Here is a 19,141-nt window from a genome sequence, read left to right as displayed (position 1 = left end):
TTGGGGATTTTTCTCAAAGCTTTGTGGGATACCACCATACTCTGGGACCTGTCTGATGAGTGTGCTATATTCAGATTTTCACCGATTGTCGGGGATTGTCTGAATTAAAAGTATCAGTTACAAATTTATCGCCCTGACGGCGAACCGTTTACAAGTTATGAGGAGGTTTCTGGCAGCTTGGAACAAGCCGAACAGCGGGCAGAACAAGAACGACTGCGGGCAGAACAAGCCGAACAGCGGGCTGCTGTACTGGCAGAAAGACTGCGAACGATGGGAATTGACCCGGAACAATTGTAAACTAGATGGGGAAAAGGGCGATCGCACTTTTAAATTTTAGCAAAAGTGCGATCGGCATAATGACTAATGACTAATGACTAATGACTAATGACTAATGACTAATAACTAATGACTAATGACTAATAACTAATAACTAATGACTAATGACTAATGACTAATGACTATTTCCCCTCTTCTAACCTCAAAAAGTGTACCTGTCCCGAAGCTTCCGCCACTACGATTGTCACCCCATCAGGTGCAATAGCGCAAGCTTTCAAAGCACTATCTCCCGTGAAACTAGCAACTACTTTTCGACTCAATAAATCCCAAACTTTCAGAGTATTGTCATCCGAAACAGAAATCGCTTTATTTCCCCTAGTCGCCACGGATGTTATCGTATCGGCATGACCAGCTAGAGTAAAAACTTCCTTTCTACTTTGCAAATTCCACACTTTCAAAGTTGTTTCTCGCCCCCCAGAAATTGCACATTTTCCATCTTCTGTAACTGCCACAGCATTCACCCAACTCTCATGACCTTTGAGAGTGAAAAGTTGATTTTTTACTCCTACATTCCACAAATGAGCAAAAATATTCTTTTCTTTCCCCAAACTCCAAACTTTGAGAGTGTTGTCGCTGGAAGCAGAAATTACCCGATTGTCGTCAGGAGTAACTGCAACAGATTTTATCCCGTCTTCATGACCTGTAAAAGTAAAAAGTTCCTCTCCTGTTTCCAAACTCCAAACTTTTATAGTTGTGTCTGCCGAGCCCGAAATCGCCATCGTTCCGTCCGCAGTCACTGCCACAGAATTCACCCAGTCTGTATGACCCGTGAAAGTAAAGATTTCCTTTCCGGTTTCTAGATTCCAAACTTTCACATTTTTGTCGCCAGAACCCGAAACTACTCGCTTGCTATCCGCTGTTATTGCGATCGCTTTTACCCAATCTTGATGTCCCCGAATTGTAAAAATTTCCTGTCCGTTTTTGAGATTCCATACTTTAAGGCTGTTGTCTCCCGAACCGGAAATCGCTTTAGTACCGTCCGCCGTTACTGCTACAGCATTTACCCAGTCATCGTGACGTGCAAATGATAAATTTTCTTTGCCTATTTCTAAGTGCCAAACTTTGAGAGTTTTGTCAGAGGAACCAGAAACTATCCGCTTGCCGTCGGGGGTAACAGCCACAGCATTAACTGGGGCGATGTGATTGGTAAAAGTGGAAAGTTCTTCTTTTGTTTCGAGATTCCAAACTTTTAGCGTTTTGTCGCCGGAAGCCGAAATTACCCGTTTGCCGTCGGGACTGACTGCCACAGCTTGAACGAAACTGCCGTGTTTTCCTAAAGTGAAAAGTTGCTTTTGTTCGGGCAAACTCCAGACTTGAACAGTTCCGTCGTAACTCCCAGAAATTATTTTTTCGCCGTCGGGAGTAACTGCTACACTTTTTACCCAGTCTTCATGACCCGTAAGAGTAAAAAGTTCTTTTCCGGTTTCTAGGTTCCAGACTTTAATGCTGTTGTCTCCCGACCCAGAAATTAACCGTTTGCTATCAGGAGTTACTGCTACCGACTGGACAAAACTGCTGTGACCTTTCAAGTTGAAAATTACTTCCCTGCTTGTCAAATCCCAAACTTTAATACTGCCATCCCAAGAACCTGAAATTACTCGCTTGCCGTCGAGAGTTACTGCTACTGCTTCTACGGCAAAAGTATCGCCGGCAAAAGTAAATATTTCTTGTCCAGTTTCTAAATCCCAAATTTTAATAGTATTGTCCCAAGAACCGGAAATTACTTTAGTGCCATCGGGCGTGACAGCTACAGCATTGACGTAGGTAAGATGACCTTTGAGGGTGGAAAGTTCTTCTCCTGTTTCTAAGTGCCAAATTTTGAGAGTGTGGTCGGAGGACGCAGAAATTGCCCGCTTGCCGTCGGGGGTGATTGCTACACCTTGTACCCAGTCTGTATGTCCGGTGAGGGTACGCAACAATCTCCCGCCGGGAGGGGTAAAGCTGGGCGTTAGCGGTCGCAGCCAGGGGGTTGTTTGGTGTTTGGCCTGTGCTAGCAGTGCTTGAATTTCTGGACTTTCAAAGCACATCAAGCGGGCTATTAGTTGGGTGGCTAGTTGGGTTTTATCGGTGGCTAGAATGTGGGCAGACAGCCGAATTGCTTCTTGGATTAATTTGAGTTGGTCGGCTTTTTGGTCTGAGGTAATAATATCGGGACTTGTTGCTAAATCGTAATCTTCTATTAGCGCCTGTACTCCCGATGCTGACAGCTTGGATTCAATAAAATTGTAATCTGTTAGTAAGCTGTATAATTTTTCGCAGTCTGAAGTCGCTGCTAGCTGACTTGGCAGGATTCCCAGGTAGTGAGTCTGTTCTGCGGGCTGCATTTTATCCAGCCCTTGTGTAAACTCGGTCATAAATTTACGGATGTGTTTTTTAAATGTATGCGATCGCTAGCTGTACCCTACCGAAAAGCCGATCGAGAATCTTTTCTCTTGACTTAGCATGACATATTTGAATGCTATGTGCTACGGGCTTGCTATCCTCGGTTTGGTGATGGTTCGATGAATTGCTTGTTTTTTAGTCGGAGTCTGCTTGGAGAATTTTCAAGCAGTGCCATGACAATAAATCGCCGCCAATATAATTAAACTCAGCAACGCCCAATTTACCGCTCGATCGACAAAAGCTCACATATATCGTTGCTTTTCTTAACATAGCTGGTATTTGGGCCACGATGGTCGATCGATAAACACTCTCAAAGCTAAAAATTTTCAGGTATTTAAAGTGCGAAAAAGACTTTTTATAACGAAATATAATGGCGGATGCTCTAATTTTCTGTCAAGTCGGCCGCATCAGCGAGGCAGATGTCCCCCTGGTTGGGTTTCGTACCTCAACGGCATCTGCAATCTGTTTCACCTAAAGCTCTCAGAAAGCTTTGCAGGTGCGCCCCCTTCCTCTAAAATATAGAAAAGGACTTGCACTCTTAAACCGGGTTTCTAGACAAAATCATGGGTTTGGTCGCTAGTACGCAGGAAGAAACCGGGTTTCTGACTCCATAGCGCGCAAGTCACGATCGCAAATAAAGCAGTATTGACTTTTGAGACAAATTTCATGGATGTTATCGAGTTTTTCGAGTTAAGTGCAGGTAAATGGTTTTCTCAGCGTACCGTACACAATCTCAATTCTGGGGAATTGCAGGCAGGTAAATCCGACCTCAAAATAGAAATACTGACAGCTAGCGATGCAGCAGTCGTCAAACTTTGCCAACAACACTCGATTAACCCGGCTTCAACTAAGCTAACTAGCGTTCGGATTAGTTGGGACGGTATTCCCGATCGCGACCAAGCTAAACAAATCGGTTCTACAATACTAGCGATCGTACCTAATCCCGACAATCCCAGCGTTGGCAAAGTGTTGCAAGACAAGGGTAATAACAGCCGCTACGTGATGGGCGATGACGTGCTGACATTGATTACAGAATCAGACACTCTCCATGCGGAAGAAAGGCTGTGGTATCTCATGCCCAATTTGCGGCTGCGGACTAGCGTTGTTAAGCAAGCTAACGGTACGGAACAAGCATCTTTTTGTTCGGAAATTCGGATGGGAGTAAGTGCCCCAAGTCATGAACCCCATGCCTAAAGGCAGGGGCTTGTAGACTGCCCGACTAACGCAAGCGGGATGCGAGCCACAACATGACCAGCCCAAGACTTTCGAGGTCTACGTTTTCGAGGTCATGATACCTACAAATGCGTCGCTAGTTTGTAGCACTATCGTTGGTTGTTAAACATCTGTAATGGGTTAAGGAAGTGCAGCCAGCAGAACAAGCCTTGAAAACATTGGCGAAGCGAACATTACGAGAAATCAGAGGAGACGCAAAAATGTCTAACTTTGCCTTTGTAATTGATAACAATCTCAAACCTTTATCACCCTGCAAACCAGGAATGGCAAGGTCATTACTGAAAGCAGGCAAGGCAGCGGTATTTCGCCGCTATCCCTTTACAATTGTTTTGAAAAAAGCAGTTGAGACGAATCCTGAACTCTTAGAACTGAAATTAGATCCGGGATCTAAAATTACGGGAATCGCAGTCAAACAGGGCAACAAGATTATCTTCGGAGCCGAACTGCAACACAGGGGGCAGCAAATTAAAGATGCACTTCTCTCTCGCCACCAACTCAGGCGAGGAAGGCGAAATCGCAAAACTCGATATCGTCAAGCGCGGTTTCTCAATCGCACTCGTCCGGATGGTTGGCTAGCTCCATCGGGGCAGCATCGAGTTGAAACAACACTTACATGGGTACGCAAGTTAATTCGATTTGCGCCCATTGCTAGCATTGCTCAAGAGTTAGTGCGGTTCGATACCCAACTAATGCAAAACCCTGAAATCTCAGGCGTATTGTATCAGCAGGGAGAATTGCAGGGTTACGAAGTCCGGCAGTATCTCTTGGACAAATGGAATCGGCAGTGCGCTTATTGCTCGGCTGAAAATGTACCTTTTGAGGTTGAGCACATTCAACCCAAATCAAAAGGTGGCTCGGACAGGGTTTCTAATTTAACGATTGCCTGCCACGATTGCAATCAAAAGAAAGGCAATCAAGATGTTCGGGTATTCCTGGCAGCTAAGCCCGACCTGCTAAATCGTATTCTCAAACAGGCAAAACAGCCTCTTAAAGATGCAGCAGCGGTCAACTCAACCAGGTGGGCATTGTTTAATGCACTTAAAAAGACGGGATTGCCCGTCACTACTGGCACGGGCGGGCAAACTAAGTTCAATCGCCATCGGTTAGGATTAGCTAAATCGCACTGGCTTGATGCTGCGTGTGTGGGCAGCGTTGACACGCTTGAAGTCTTAACATCAAAGCCACTGTTGATCGCAGCAAAAGGTCACGGAACACGACAGATGTGCGGCACAAATCAGTACGGGTTTCCCATGCGGCACAAGTCCAGAGTGCAAATCCATAAAGGGTTTCAGACTGGCGATCTTGTCAGTGCAAACGTTACCGCAGGCAAGAAAATCGGCTCTTACACCGGGCGTGTTTTGTGCCGTGCTTCAGGTAGTTTTGATATCGTAACGAAGGCTGGGAGGGTAGCAGGTGTTAGCCATAAATATTGCAAAGCAATTCACAAAAAAGATGGCTATAGCTATGGATTTTGAAGGAAGAAAGCTTCAGGCGACGGTCGTCGCTGCCACTTTCCTCCCCATGTCTAAAGCCAGGGGCTTCTGGCTCGTTTTCTGGTGAAAAGTGAAAAATAACTATCTATAGCGGTTCTCAAGCGTTGTGAGGTATGGGGGCGAGTCTTATGCCCACGGACGCCACGGAGGCCACGGAGGCCACGGAGGCCGCGAGAGCACCTCATGTTACTGAGAAAGGCTATAGTTCCCAAAGTTTACAGTCTATTTCTGCTTTCTCCCTTCTTTCTTCTGCCTTCTCTGGCAATGGCTTTTAACTTGGTATGAAAATCAGTGTGTTTGACAACTGGGAAGGATTTGGCCACAGGTTTTTCCGCTAATTTGTGCTCGGCTTCGGCTCGATCGGCGAGGGCGGTAATAGCCACATCTTCATATACTACAAATTCTGTATTTTCTTTTGTGCGATCGTCCGCTGCGGGCAATTTTCCTGTTTCCTGGGCCTCTGTGTTCGCGGCTTCTGCAGGAAGCGCCACATCAAGTTGCGCCTCTGACGGCAATCGCAAATCTAACTCGGCTACACCAACTTGCGATTCCGGGTTGGAGAAAAGTATATCCTCCGGCGGCAGTTGAGCACCAATTTCCCCGGTTAAATTTTGAGGAAAATTGTTGCAGACCAAGCGTTCAAACTCGCGATTGAAATGATAGAGAGGTTCACCTATACGGTGCCACATACTCAATAGCTGTCCCACAGAAACAGCCTTGTAGCGACCTTGATAAAGCGCTTCAACCACTGCTAAACGCAGCCAATAGCCGGGATACTTGGTCAGCCATTCACCCGCCAATTTCTCGGCTTTTTTGCCACCTAGGTCAAAACCGTAGTGAACCAGCAGAGCCGCTGCTTGTGCAGATATTGCGGTCACTTCTGTCATGTGTTGTCTGTTGACTGTTGTCTGTTGACTGTTGTCTGTTGACTGTTGACTGTTGTCTGTTGTCTGTTGACTGTTGTCTGTTGTCTGTTGACTGTTGACTGTTGTCTGTTGACTGTTGACTGTTGACTGTTTTCTGTTGGCGGTTGACTGTTTTCTGTTGGTTCCAAATTCCCAATAACCAATGCCCAATGACCAATGCCCAATGACCAATGCCCAATTAGCCAATTGAATTAATCGGATAAACGCACTCCTCCTTCTACAGTTCGCGCGTCCCCGGAAAAAGGTTGGGGAGTCCCATTCCAGTTGAAGTCGCTAATTCTAAAAGTCAGACTGCCGACTTGACGCTCAGGATTAAAACGCAAAATAATTGCGTAGCTGCGGCGGCTGTATTCTAGAGTGTAATTCGTACTGATTGCTTCCCCGCTTTCTAAATTAATAGCACTTTGAAATCCCACTCGAAAGCCTCCGTAAACTTGCTGGACAAGCCCAAAAGACAGGACTCTCAAATCTACTAAGCGATCGAATAAAAACGGCGAGATACCGTCGCGCCCCACCTGGGTATAAGTCACGTTAAACCCAGTGTAATCGAGGAAAGGGCGGGAGAAATGACCGAACTGCCCTTGAATGCCGACGCTGCCAGCGAGGGAATTTTGTCGATCGCCACTGCTGTAATAAGTACCAACTCCCCGGAGTCCCAAGGCTAGTTGCAAGAAAGGAACCACCGGCGTCCGCGTGTACTTTAAACCTTGGGTGGGAGTGCGGGGCAGCGGTTGACCCTGCCACAGGTTAAAGCCGCGACTCAAGGCAAAGCTAACTTGGGAACGGCCCAGATCGATGCGGTTGTTTTCCCGCACTGGTTCGAGCAAGTCTGGTCGATCGGTGTCAGCATTGATAAATTGATACCCAGCTTGGTAGCTGAGATTGAGGCCCGTGCGTCCGAGTCGGATGACTGGGGAAGTGAGGACTGCGCCGAGACTGCTCTGCACGGTTTGATAGCCCAGAGAACCGTTAAACAGTCGATCGCGATAACTATATTCTGCTGCCAGAGAGTGAGTGCCGATCAACTGTCGCAGGCGCAAATTGCCCCGAAAGCTGTTTTCTGGCAAATTCGGGAAATCTTCCAAACTCAGAAATATTGCCGATCCATCCAGCCTGGTGCGCGGGCCGAGACTAGCGCCCAACCTCGCTTTGAGCCCGTAGCTGTCGGGAGAAAACGGATTACCGCCGTGCTTTTCCACAACCCGCTGCAGGTAAATTTGGGGTGTCAGGGTTAGCCGCACCGGCCCGTTTTGCAACACCTCAAAACCGCACTCGGCATACAAACCGCCTCTGTCGCCTGCGTCGTAACCAAAGGTCAAACACGGGCCGTTTTGCTGCCTGCTGTCAAACACTTGCCGGCGGGGATACACGGGTATTTTCACCCGGTTGTCGAACACCAAGCGGGGCTTAGTTGTGACCAATTCCTCTGCCGTGGGCGAAATCCTTCTAATCGTCGCCTTCCGGGCCCTGTATTCAAATTCCGGCGGGGAAAACGGGTCGTTAGTAATCCGAATATTGGTTGCTACCCTCGCGCCGTCTGGCAGGAGTTCGATGCGTTCTGCTTCAAAGCGGACGCGGTTGACGGCGCCGACAACTTGGGGGGCTGCTAGCTGTCCGCCGCCGCCGATAGTAACACTGGCAGCGCCGGGGGATTTGACTCCGCGTAGGGGCTGCTGGCTGGTAATTCGATCGCTCAGCGGCTGTTCGAGAATCGTCCCAGCACTAATATCTGTCGGCAGTGTGGGCGTCAATTCGCTACCTGCAGCAGGCAGGAATATTTCGCCGCGTGCTTGTTCGACTGCGCCACTGTTGAGGCCGAGATTGAACTCCATCTGCTGGCCGCGCACTACTTGTTGGCCACGGGTATAGGCGACATTGCCGGATGCTACCACTTGGCGGGTGACTAAGTTGACGATCGCTCGATCGGCATCAATCACAGTTTGCCGGAACCGCACGACGACATTACCAACCGCCGTCACAATTTGCTGCTTATCGTCGAATTCTTGGCTGTCAGCCTTAACTTCGATAGTATCGGCCGGAGTCACCGGAAAAGGCACCGTCCGCCCAGAAGGGGCGGTGCGGACTCCCGGCGACGCGGCTGGCTTCGGCTTCGGTTTCGGGGCGGGGGGGGTTCTGGGTGCGGGGGTGGTTGCTGGTGCGGGAATGTCGAACTCCTGTTGCCCGCTGGGTGCTGGTTCTAGCGCGGGTTCGGGAACGGGAATCTCCGCAGGTTGGGGTGAGTTATCTTCTAACTGCCGGCCTTGGGCCTGATACCAACTTTCCTGCTTTCCGGCAATATTTCTCTCCTGTTTTCTCTGCGCCTCTGCGGTTCGTTCCCGATTCCGAATGGCAATGGCATTTTCTACCGAACCCAATTGGTAAGCTGTAAACGAGGAATCTTTCGGAGTTTCCGCAGTTTCGGGTTCTCCCACAGGGGTCTGACGCTGAAATCCCAGAACTGCGCCGCCGCTTTCGACTTCCGCTAGGGGGTCGGCGATTTCTGGAGGCTCATCCGTGGCTGGCGTAGTGCCGAGGAGTGGGGCTGCGGGTTCTGCTGGGGCCGGTGTGGGTGCTGGCTGAACGATATCTGGGCTTGGTTCCGGTATTTCTGCGGGCTTGCTGCGGGTGTCTCCATCGCCGGCCGCGACAGTGAGGGCGACTTTCTTAGGCTTGGCGATGTAGATGAGGGCAGAGGGTTCGGGCGGCGGTACCGGATAGGGCATAGTTACAACAGGTAAGTCATCCGATTTTAGATTTTAGATTTTAGATTTTAGATTTTATAGGGTGCAAATTATTTAAAATTTTTGCATCTAAAAGCCAACTTTTTAGACCTTAATCTGACATCTGAAATTTGCAGTAGCTTGGGCGCGCCGGAATATGGCTGCTTTCAGAACTTGCTTCCGCCACAAGATAACCTCGCTGCTGGTGCGAGGTCAATCGATTTTAGATTTGAGATTTGAGATTTTAGATTGAAGCATGACCCCACGGATAAATTCGGGGGGCAAGTTTCATCGGATACAGGTTTTTTATTCCTCCACGGATGAATCACGTGGCGGGTATCCTGGATGCTTTCGGTCAAGTTTTGTTGGACTAATTTTTGCGGGTTTGTCGGCTGTTGCAGGGGCTGCGGTGGCGCGCCCCTACTCTGCAGGCGAGATAACTTGTTTATTCCATGTCTCTGCGGTTGGGGTTCCGGGCTGGGTCATTGGACAAAAATCCAAATATGAACAGGGAAACAAAAAATAAAACAACTACATTAACTACGATTTTGAGGGTTAGCACTGTGGGAGTCTCCAAAGATGGCCTAATACTGAGCTGATTTGCTGCTGTTGCCGCAACTTTTTTATCATAAGCTAAAGATTAGTCAATTTTCTCTTTGCTTTTGAGGATTTTTGGCAAGTTGATTTTTGCCCAATTCCAGAGTTGCTCGGCGATGTTTTCTAGCCGCAGCATGACTTGATCGAGCCATTCGAGCACTTGTTCTAGCGGGTGCTTAATGTATCCCATCGATTCTGCTTTTGTTTCTAAGTATTCGCCCTCGGGTTGGACGCCTGCGCTGGGATTTTTTGGTTCAGCAGCAGCGCGGGTTGCGGCGGTGTATCTGCTGGTTGGCGCGGTGATTGCTGCTGGGGATTGGCTGTTTTGTCGGGTGTTCGGGTTTGTGTTTTTTGGCACTTGGGTTTCCGGCGCGCGCCCTGGGGTTGATTCTGCTGCGAGTGCAGAGCTATTTTTTTGAGTAACTGCTAAATCAGATAAATCAGATGCTGTTTGGGGTTGAGTTTTTGGGCTTTTTGTGAGCAAGCTCTGTTTTAGCTGCCCCAGCAGGCGGTGAAGTGCTTCGGGGTAAGGGGATATTGAGACTGCGGTCGATCGACCTTCTGGCAATTCTCCTACTTCTGCAATTTGCTGCTTGACTTTTGGGCTAGTTTGTGATATTAAGCTTTGAGCTTTTGCCTCGGGTTCGGAACTGCCGTCGATTAAATGCTGCGGTGGTGCTTCCCCGAATAAGTCTTGCCACTTCAGCCACGGTCGATCGACCTCTGGGCTATTTTGTGTGTTTTCTAGTTCTTGGCGCTGTTTCAAATAATACTGAATTGCGACTGATTTCTCCGTATTATCACTGGCTGCTGTTTCTTTGCCTAGGAGGTGGTCTACTGACGACCAAATAATTCCTTCGATGTTTCGCGCGTATTTTTCCAGGATTTCGCGGGCGGAAAAATCTAAATTGCCGTCTGTGCCGGATGTATTAATTTTGACTCCGGGGGCTGGGGTGGGTGCGGCGGTTGTTTTTAGCGCTGGCGGTAGGGTTAATTCCTCGATGTTGACGGCGGCGCGATCGAGTAATGTAACAAAGGAGAGAGGATTGCTGACTAGACGATCGAACTTGCTGTTAAAATTAGTTTCTAGTTTTGGGGTATTGTGGTCGATCAAATTCGATGCAGCAATTGACTGCAGTGCGGTTTTTGCTTCGATCTGCGCGCGGGCTTTTTGGACTAGGATGGCATTGCGGTCGATCGATTTTTTAACTGCGAGGATTGATTCTCCAAACTGATTTCTTTTCAGAGCAACCGGACTCGTCTGAAGCCATGCCATCAATTCCCAAAAACGACGCACCGGCGGCAACTGCGCTTTTTTGGCAGCCGACTCCAAACCGAGATTAAATTTTAATTCTTTTTGGGTAATTTCCCGCCGTTCGGGCCCGGTGTTGGCAATTTCCCAAGTTATGCGACCTTCGAGCATTTCCTGCTGTTCGGGTGTCAAAATATCTAATATCTGATTTTCTCTTCCGACCAATACTAAAGTGCGGGCTGGGATAAAACTGGCAATTCCGTCAACTTTCGCTTGCGGTTTTAATTGAATTTTAGCAAGCGGGTGTTCTAAGACGGCAGTGGTTTGATGCTTTGCGGTTTGTCCGCTAAAATTGATAGCCGGATGTAAATTGTTAGCAGTATTTCCCTGATTTATTAACAGCGGGAAGCTGGCTAAAGTTTTCGCGGTTTGCGACGAGGTTAGTAAATTTTCGGCGAGGTGCAAAATTTCGGCGATCGAACTTTCGTCGGAAGTTTCCCCCTGATACCAATTTTGTTGCCCATCGGCATTTTCGTCACCGCCAAATTCTTGCAGTTCCGGTAAATCTACTTTTTGACTTGATTCCCGCAACTGTCGGCCCAGCAGTCGGGAACTTTGCACCAGCAAATAAGCTGGATAAAGCAGAATTTGGGTAGCCGTGAGAGTTGCTTCTTTAATTTGACGCCAAGTTCGATCGCAATTGTCAGCGACTTGGCGGGACTGTTTCGATATAAAATTTAATAGTCGGCTTTGGTATGGGCCGTAGTAACCGTTGGACATAAGTTTAATTCTTGAATTCAGGGAATTGCTAAATATTGCTGTAAAATCAAAGCGAGCTCTTAATCTCCGCTTCAAACCCTCTGAAACCTTTTTCTTCGCGTCCTAGCGCTAACGCGCCGCTTCGCGTAACGCGTCTTCGCGGTTCAATCCGATCTTTGATTCCTACACAAGTTTGATTTTAGCTAAAAATGAGCGCTTCTGTGTCACCTGCTAGCAACAATATTTCTGCCACTGTCGAAAAGTTGCGCCGCCTCAGCCAAGTGGAGGTTCAGTCTGGTTGGAGGTACTGCGATGCTGACTCGGCTGTTTCTTCGGTAAATATTTGTAACAGCCCTGTTGCTGAACTTAACGGCAAAGGACATATTGCTTGGCCGTCTGGGAAGCAAGTTTTGTATTTGGGCCAGCAATTGGTAATTCCTGACAATTTGCACGGCTATCCTGTGGTTGGTTTACGGTTGCTGCTGGGCTTGACTTGGTGGGCTGAAGATGCTCAAATTTTTGTCAACGGCGAGTTAGTCGGACAGGGAGATTTATTTGATTTTGCCGATCGAGTTTTGTTGAGTGCTTCGGCTAATCCCGGAGAGGAATTTTTAGTAATTTTGCGGTTGGTAAGTCCGGGTCACGATAACGGTGCTTTAGTGCGATCGATTTGTTTGTATGAAGCTGCTGACTCTTCTTGTTTCGATCCGGGTTTTGTGGCTGCCGAATTAGAGATTTTGCAAAATTCGCTTAGTCGAAATTTAGAAATTGAAAATTCCCAATACCTCCCCACCGAAATAATAGCAAATCGCCCCAGGTTTGTCAAGGGGGAAATGCTGAAATCTGAGATTGATTTGGCGATGGGTTTGATTGATTGGTCGGCGGTGGGCGATCGCGATAAGTTCGATCGCTCGTTGTCTGTTTTGCGGCACAATTTACTGGGATATCTGCGGGCTTTTTTGGGGGATTTAGATGAGGGAACCGCAGAGGCCGCAGAGGCCGCAGAGGGAGGAAGAAGAGAGGAAGTTTCGGAGGTGGGAGAAAATAGCGATGCTACATCTATATATATAGGAGAAAGTGGTGAGCTGACATCTTTTTCTGGGGATTTAGATGAGGGAACCGCAGAGGCCACAGAGGCCGCAGAGGGAGGAAGAGGGGATGAGGTTTTTGAGGTGGGAGAAAATACCAATGCTACATCTATATATATAGGAGAAAGTGGTGAGCTGACATCTTTTTCTGGGGATTTAGATGAGGGAACCGCAGAGGCCACAGAGGCCGCAGAGGGAGGAAGAGGGGATGAGGTTTTTGAGGTGGGAGAAAATACCAATGCTACATCTATATATATAGGAGAAAGTGGTGAGCTGACATCTTTTTCTGGGGATTTAGATGAGGGAACCGCAGAGGCCACAGAGGCCGCAGAGGGAGGAAGAGGGGATGAGGTTTCTCATGTGGGAGAAAATAGCAATGCTACATCTATATATATAGGAGAAGGTGGTGAGCTGACATCTTTTTCTGGGGATTTAGATGAGGGAACCGCAGAGGCCACAGAGGCCGCAGAGGGAGGAAGAGGGGATGAGGTTTCTCATGTGGGAGAAAATAGCAATGCTACATCTATATATATAGGAGAAGGTGGTGAGCTGACATCTTTTTCTGGGGATTTAGATGAGGGAACCGCAGAGGCCACAGAGGCCGCAGAGGGAGGAAGAGGGGATGAGGTTTCTCATGTGGGAGAAAATAGCAATGCTACATCTATATATATAGGAGAAGGTGGTGAGCTGACATCTTTTTCTGGGGATTTAGATGAGGGAACCGCAGAGGCCGCAGAGGGCGCAGAGGGAGGAAGAAGGGATGAGGTTTTTGAGGTGGGAGAAAATACCAATGCTACATCTATATATATAGGAGAAAGTGGTGAGCTGACATCTTTTTCTGGGGATTTAGATGAGGGAACCGCAGAGGCCACAGACGGCGCAGAGGGAGGAAGAAGGGATGAGGTTTTTGAGGTGGGAGAAAATACCAATGCTACATCTATATATATAGGAGAAAGTGGTGAGCTGACATCTTTTTCTGGGGATTTAGATGAGGGAACCGCAGAGGCCACAGACGGCGCAGAGGGAGGAAGAAGGGATGAGGTTTTTGAGGTGGGAGAAAATACCAATGCTACATCTATATATATAGGAGAAAGTGGTGAGCTGACATCTTTTTCTGGGGATTTAGATGAGGGAACCGCAGAGGCCACAGAGGCCGCAGAGGGAGGAAGAGGGGATGAGGTTTTTGAGGTGGGAGAAAATACCAATGCTACATCTATATATATAGGAGAAAGTGGTGCTCTGGCATCTATATATACAGGTAAAATCTATTTGGTGGGTCACGCTCATTTAGACTTAGCTTGGCTGTGGCCTGTCCCGGAAACTTGGGAAGCGGCAAAGCGAACTTTTGAGTCGGTATTGAAATTGCAATCGGAGTTTCCTGATTTGATTTTCTGTCATTCAACTCCGGCGCTTTATGCTTGGATGGAAGAACATCGGCCGGACTTATTTGCTGCGATTAAAAAACAGGTGGCGGCGGGTTGCTGGGAAGTTGTCGGCGGGATGTGGGTAGAACCGGATTTAAACTTGATTTCCGCTGAGTCAATGGTGCGGCAAGTTTTTTACGGACAGCTTTATGCAAAAGAAAAATTTGGGGAATTGATGCGGGTAGCTTGGCTACCGGATACTTTCGGTTTTGGGTGGCAATTACCTCAGATTTTGCGGCAAGGTGGAGTTGATTATTTTGTGACGCAAAAGTTGCGTTGGAATGATACAACGGAATTTCCCCACGGTGCGTTTTGGTGGGAAGGGTTGGACGGTACTAAAATATTTAGCATGATGTCTGCTCCAATTGGCGAAAGTATAGAATCTGTGAAAATGGCAAGTTATGCTTTTGACTGGCAAGCTAACACTAATTTGCAAGATGCTCTTTGGTTGCCTGGGGTTGGCGACCACGGCGGTGGCCCGACTCGTGATATGTTGGAGGTGGCGAAACGCTGGAAAATGTCGCCTTTTTTCCCGAAGTTGGAGTTTGCGAAAGCGGTTGATTATTTGTCTTTGATTGAGAGTCAGTTTTTGTCGGAAGTTGCGACAACTAGGCCAGAAAGTGATGTTCCAGAATCTGACAATCAGGAGATTTTGCGGGCGCTAGAATTGTCCAAGTCGGCAATTTCCGCAACTAGCCCAGAAAGCGATGTTTCTGAATCGGACAATCAGGAAAATTTGCGGTCGCGAGAATTGTCAAAATTGTCGGCAATTTCGGATGCAAATCCTCCCATCTCACAACTCAAAACTCTTCCCCGCACTCTCCCGATTTGGAAAGACGAACTTTATTTAGAATTCCATCGGGGTTGCTACACGACTCGCGCCGACCAAAAACGCCAAAACCGCCGCTGCGAAGAATTGCTCTACCAAGCGGAGTTGCTGTCTTCGCTGGCCACTATTTGTACGGGCGCGGTTTATCCGAAATCTGAGTTAGAATCAGCTTGGAAACAAATTTTGTTTAACCAGTTTCACGATATTTTGCCCGGTTCTGCGATCGCCCAAGTTTATGCGGATGCTAATCTAGCCTTTGCTGAGGTCGATCGCACTTGTCGCGAAATCCTGCTAAAATCTTTGGATGCCATCTCGGCTCAAATTTCTCTCCCTTCCCCTCCTGGGCCCGACGCTCAACCGATTTTGATTTTCAATACTCTCAATTGGGATCGCTCTGAGGTTGTGGCTGTACCGCTTCCCGATGCTGCTGATTCAGCTTGGCAAATTTACGACTTGTCCCGACGGCGACTGGCTTCGCAGATTGTCAGGGGCGATCGACCGCAATCGCACTCTACACTGTTATTCTGGGCAAATAATATCCCCGCCGTTGGCTACCTGGTGTTTTGGCTGTGTCGCGAAGACGCTCAAACTGTGGATAATGCGTCCGCGAGTCCAGAAACTGAAAAAAAGACAGAGTTATCGAAACTTACATACGGTATAGCACAAAAAAACACACCTTGTCAAGAAACGCATTTTGCAGCCGCACAAATGGTTCTAGAAAATGACTTTATTCGGGCAACCGTAGACGGCCAAACTGGCGATTTATCCAGCATTTGGGATAAAGTAAATAACCGAGAAGCCCTGAATGCAGCCGGTGGCAATCAACTGCAAGCATTTCAAGACAGCGGCCAATATTGGGATGCTTGGAACATCGATCCAAATTATGAAAAACATCAATTACCCGCGCCGACACTCAAAGAGATTTCTTGGGTAGAGGAGGGGGAATTGCGGCAGAGTTTGCGCGTAGTCCGACAAATTGGCAAGTCGGAGTTTTGCCAAGATTATATAGTAGAAATAGGTTCGCCGCTGCTGAAAATTAAGACAGTGACAGATTGGCAAGAAAAGCACGTTTTAGTAAAAGCAGCCTTTGGGTTGAATGTAGAAGCAGATTTTGCAACTTGCGAAATTCCCGGCGGTGCGATCGATCGCACAACTAAACCGCAAACACCCGCCGAAAAAGCCAAATGGGAAGTGCCGATTTTGCGCTGGACTGATATCAGCAATGACGGTTTTGGAGTGAGTTTGCTCAATGATTGCAAATACGGTTGCGACCTTCAACCAAATCAAATTCGGCTGACATTGCTTCGGGGTTCGACTTGGCCGGATGAACAAGCAGATGTAGGAGTTTCCGAATTTACTTGTGCAGTCTATCCCCATGCTGGAAATTGGCAAGAGGCCGGCACAGTTAGGCGCGGCTACGAGTTGAATTTGCCGCTGCTAGTAAAGGTGTTGCCGCAGTTGGGAGAAAATCGAAACAAGAGTTTACCCGCAGTGGGTAAATTCTTGGATTTGTCGGCCGACAATTTAGTGTTGATGGCGTTTAAACAGTCGGAAGAGGATTCTAATGTGTGGATTTTGCGGTGTTGCGAATCCGAGGGGAAGGAGGCTGTGCTAGAATTCAAGAGTGATTTGGGATTAGAGATTGTAGAGCCAGTAGATTTGTTAGAACGACCTGCAAATTTGTCGAAAAAGCTGCCAGAAGAAGGAGGATTTAAGATAGATCCTTGGAAAATCGCGAGTTTTGCAGTTGTCCCCAAAACTGACACCTAAAGACTTTATACCGAAATCTACGCTCGGCTGTAAACCTACCTCTTTCCCTCTCATTTATTCTCTTCTCATGTCCCTCTGCGCCCTCTGCGCCCTCTGCGGTTCATGGAAAACAAATCCAGTTTGCACAGGTAAAAGCCCAAAGCTAAAATTTAATTGTAGGAGCATCATACCGTTATGATTATCATATTTTAGTAGAGCCAAAAATAAGCTATTCCCAAAGTAACGAAAGTCAGCGGCATCCCGAACCGCAAATGTTCTTTAAAAGTCAGGCGATCGCCTGATTTCCGTGCAACAACTTCAGCTACAATAATCAAATTAGCCACAGAACCCAACAAAGTTAAATTCCCCGCCAGAGTAGAACCCACCGCCAACAAGAGCCAAGCTTGTGTATCTGTTTTGACAATCACCGATTGTAGAACTAACACCGCAGGTACGTTAGAAATTAAGTTAGAAAGAATTACTGTTACTCCCAACAAACTCAGTGGCGTATTAGTCAAATTAGTTAAATTGTCCAGCAAACCCAGTTGTTGAGTTGCTTTAGTCACCACAAACAATCCCGCAAACATTACTAGCAAATTCCAGTCAACGGCTTGCAAAATGCGATCGGACTTGACGCGCCGCGCCTAGTAATTAACAATATACTGGCAGCTATCCAGGCAGATTCTGCTAAAGGTGCACCCGCTAAAAAAGCTACTAAAAGTGCTGCTGTCACCCACAAACTTTTTGCCAGTAAAGGCTTGAACAATCGATACCTGACTTGAGTAACCTGCGGCAAAGATTTGCAAGAACGCACTTCTGGATAAAGCAACCACAGCCAAGCTACTTGAACCAGCAAACAAATTAAAGCTACTGGTGCGAGAGACCGGGAAAATTCCAAATAACTAATTCCCGAAAAAGAACCGACGAGAATATTTTGCGGGTTGCCACTCACAGTCGCCACTGAACCTAAATTAGTACCTCCGGCTAAAGCTAAAAGATAAGGGATAGGATTGAGAGACAAAGAGCGAGTCAGACTCAGCGTTAAATGGGCCAGCAAAATAGCAGTAGTGTCGTTGAGAAAAAATGCCGATAAAATGCCGCTGCCAAAAGTAACTGCCACCATAATGCCGAAAGGAGAACGAGTAAAGCGAGTTAAAAACTCCAAAGCGAGTTGAAAAAAACCCGATGCTCCCAAAGCCGAATTAACGACCATCATTCCCAGCAAAAAAACGATCGTATTTGGGTCGATAGCCTCCCAAGCAGTTTTGAGGTTAAGTATTCCCAAAGCCACCGCAAAACCTGACCCGACAATTGCAACCGCCGCCCGGTTCATCCGCAGCCCCGGCAAATATCCCAAACCGAATCCCAAGTAGGTCAGTCCCAATACTAGGTATTTGAGTGTTATCATATATACTTAAAATCCTTGATTGCCGCTTTTTTCCATTGTCTGGGATGCTAAAAGTACAGACCGGGTAATTGCAGCTAAACCTGCTGGCATTGCAACTAGCGCTAAATATCGCCGTGGAAAATAGCCAGTTTTGCAGTAAATTTATCAATACCAATTGAGATATAATATCTTATCCCTAATTTATCCAACCTTTTGAGACTTTGCGAACTTAGTGCGAACAAAATTTTCCAACCTGCGCCAATTAGCCCTCACAACTTTCTTCTGCTCTAAAATATGCAAAATCGCGAACGCTAAAAATGTGTACGCCAGCCAAAAATGCAAACTCCTTCCCAGATCAACCATTGCGGAATTCTGCGGAAACACATCCGGTAAAACAATTCCGAAAAATTTCACATTGTTACTTTTGAAAGAGTTAGAAAAAAAGAAACCAGCAACCGGAACTAGCCACATAAAAACGTACAAAGTTGCGTGCAGAGCAAAATTTTTGTACCATTCCTTTGTAAACTTTGGCAGGCGTTTCGTATATTTTTTCCACCATACCCGGAGGAGAGTTAAAATCCGCCAAGTCAGCAAAGCCATTGTCAGCACCGCTACGGATTTGTGAAAATCGTACAGGGGGCCTCGAATAAACAATTCTCTCGGCAATTGAGCCATAAACGTACCGGTAATAAACAGCACTAAATAGCAAGCTGACATTACCCAGTGTAAGGACATCAGGTGTTTGAACGCAGAATTAAGTCTGGGTTTCGCAGCGGGTTGGATACTCACTCTTTCTTACCTCCTTAGCGTTTGCTGCACAAGATTAAGTATAAACTATAGGACTAAAGCTCGTGGTCGATTGTGCATTATAAGATTTACTTAACTTAAGTATTACAATACTCCGGACAGTTTTTAAGCAGCCAAAGTACCATAAGACAAGACTGAAGGAAGATTAGGATGGTTTAA

Annotated in this window: 12 protein-coding genes; 3 read left to right on the top strand and 9 right to left on the bottom strand. The window is 47.2% G+C overall.

From position 1 onward, the window contains the following. Positions 1-458 precede the first annotated feature (458 nt). Positions 459-2,702, bottom strand: coding sequence for a beta-propeller domain-containing protein (locus tag QUA16_RS29490; protein ID WP_333107802.1), 2,244 nt, complete (start codon positions 2,700-2,702; stop codon positions 459-461). Between the two features lie 151 nt (positions 2,703-2,853). Next, positions 2,854-2,988 (bottom strand): hypothetical protein, encoded by a 135-nt coding sequence (locus QUA16_RS29485; RefSeq protein WP_333107793.1) that lies wholly within the window; start codon positions 2,986-2,988, stop codon positions 2,854-2,856. 396 nt (positions 2,989-3,384) lie between these two features. Between QUA16_RS29485 and QUA16_RS29480 the strand changes: the two genes are divergently transcribed. Continuing rightward, the gene (locus QUA16_RS29480; RefSeq protein WP_333107794.1) at positions 3,385-3,912 is read left to right on the top strand and encodes a phycobiliprotein lyase; all 528 of its coding nucleotides are present in this window, start codon (positions 3,385-3,387) and stop codon (positions 3,910-3,912) included. 239 nt (positions 3,913-4,151) lie between these two features. After that, complete coding sequence (gene iscB / locus QUA16_RS29475; protein WP_333107803.1) at positions 4,152-5,426, top strand: RNA-guided endonuclease IscB; 1,275 nt, start codon at positions 4,152-4,154, stop codon at positions 5,424-5,426. Between the two features lie 233 nt (positions 5,427-5,659). Here the strand turns inward: iscB and QUA16_RS29470 are convergent, their stop codons facing one another. From QUA16_RS29470 to QUA16_RS29455, 4 genes are all read right to left on the bottom strand, one after another. Next, positions 5,660-6,556, bottom strand: a complete 897-nt coding sequence (locus QUA16_RS29470) for a hypothetical protein (RefSeq protein WP_333107795.1) — start codon at positions 6,554-6,556, stop codon at positions 5,660-5,662. 5 nt (positions 6,557-6,561) lie between these two features. After that, positions 6,562-9,093, bottom strand: coding sequence for a DUF3769 domain-containing protein (locus QUA16_RS29465; RefSeq protein WP_333107796.1), 2,532 nt, complete (start codon positions 9,091-9,093; stop codon positions 6,562-6,564). Positions 9,094-9,535: 442 nt separating this feature from the next. Beyond that, the gene (locus QUA16_RS29460; RefSeq protein WP_039887172.1) at positions 9,536-9,652 is read right to left on the bottom strand and encodes a photosystem II reaction center protein I; all 117 of its coding nucleotides are present in this window, start codon (positions 9,650-9,652) and stop codon (positions 9,536-9,538) included. 78 nt (positions 9,653-9,730) lie between these two features. Continuing rightward, on the bottom strand, positions 9,731-11,719 hold the full coding sequence (locus tag QUA16_RS29455) for a hypothetical protein (RefSeq protein ID WP_333107797.1): 1,989 nt from the start codon (positions 11,717-11,719) through the stop codon (positions 9,731-9,733). Between the two features lie 188 nt (positions 11,720-11,907). On the opposite strand from QUA16_RS29455, the gene QUA16_RS37055 reads away from it, so the two are divergent. Beyond that, the gene (locus tag QUA16_RS37055) at positions 11,908-16,809 is read left to right on the top strand and encodes a glycoside hydrolase family 38 C-terminal domain-containing protein (RefSeq protein ID WP_445305420.1); all 4,902 of its coding nucleotides are present in this window, start codon (positions 11,908-11,910) and stop codon (positions 16,807-16,809) included. Positions 16,810-16,997: 188 nt separating this feature from the next. Here QUA16_RS37055 and QUA16_RS29445 read toward each other — a convergent pair whose 3' ends face one another. The 3 genes from QUA16_RS29445 to QUA16_RS29435 form a co-directional block, all read right to left on the bottom strand. Continuing rightward, the gene (locus QUA16_RS29445; protein ID WP_333107799.1) at positions 16,998-17,405 is read right to left on the bottom strand and encodes an SLC13 family permease; all 408 of its coding nucleotides are present in this window, start codon (positions 17,403-17,405) and stop codon (positions 16,998-17,000) included. Continuing rightward, entirely contained in the window at positions 17,378-18,196 is an 819-nt protein-coding gene (locus QUA16_RS29440) for an SLC13 family permease (RefSeq protein WP_333107800.1), read from the bottom strand. The genes QUA16_RS29445 and QUA16_RS29440 overlap by 28 nt, the downstream gene beginning before the upstream one ends. A 180-nt stretch (positions 18,197-18,376) precedes the next feature. Continuing rightward, positions 18,377-18,964 carry a cytochrome b gene (locus tag QUA16_RS29435; protein WP_333107801.1) on the bottom strand — a complete coding sequence of 196 codons (588 nt, stop codon included), beginning with the start codon at positions 18,962-18,964 and terminating at the stop codon, positions 18,377-18,379. Between the last annotated feature and the right edge of the window lie 177 nt (positions 18,965-19,141).

It is taken from the genome of Microcoleus sp. S13_C3, from assembly GCF_036700905.1.
In the GTDB taxonomy this organism is placed as follows: Bacteria; Cyanobacteriota; Cyanobacteriia; order Cyanobacteriales; family Microcoleaceae; genus Microcoleus.
This window is presented reverse-complemented; position numbering and strand designations above follow the sequence as displayed.

What these genes read in the sequence shown, in the direction of transcription:
- QUA16_RS29440 (WP_333107800.1), bottom strand. Translation starts at nt 18,196, where the DNA reads ATGATAACACTCAAATACCTAGTATTGGGACTGACCTACTTGGGATTC.
- iscB (WP_333107803.1), top strand. Translation starts at nt 4,152, where the DNA reads ATGTCTAACTTTGCCTTTGTAATTGATAACAATCTCAAACCTTTATCA.
- QUA16_RS29465 (WP_333107796.1), bottom strand. Translation starts at nt 9,093, where the DNA reads ATGCCCTATCCGGTACCGCCGCCCGAACCCTCTGCCCTCATCTACATC.
- QUA16_RS29455 (WP_333107797.1), bottom strand. Translation starts at nt 11,719, where the DNA reads ATGTCCAACGGTTACTACGGCCCATACCAAAGCCGACTATTAAATTTT.
- QUA16_RS37055 (WP_445305420.1), top strand. Translation starts at nt 11,908, where the DNA reads ATGAGCGCTTCTGTGTCACCTGCTAGCAACAATATTTCTGCCACTGTC.
- QUA16_RS29480 (WP_333107794.1), top strand. Translation starts at nt 3,385, where the DNA reads ATGGATGTTATCGAGTTTTTCGAGTTAAGTGCAGGTAAATGGTTTTCT.
- QUA16_RS29485 (WP_333107793.1), bottom strand. Translation starts at nt 2,988, where the DNA reads ATGTTAAGAAAAGCAACGATATATGTGAGCTTTTGTCGATCGAGCGGT.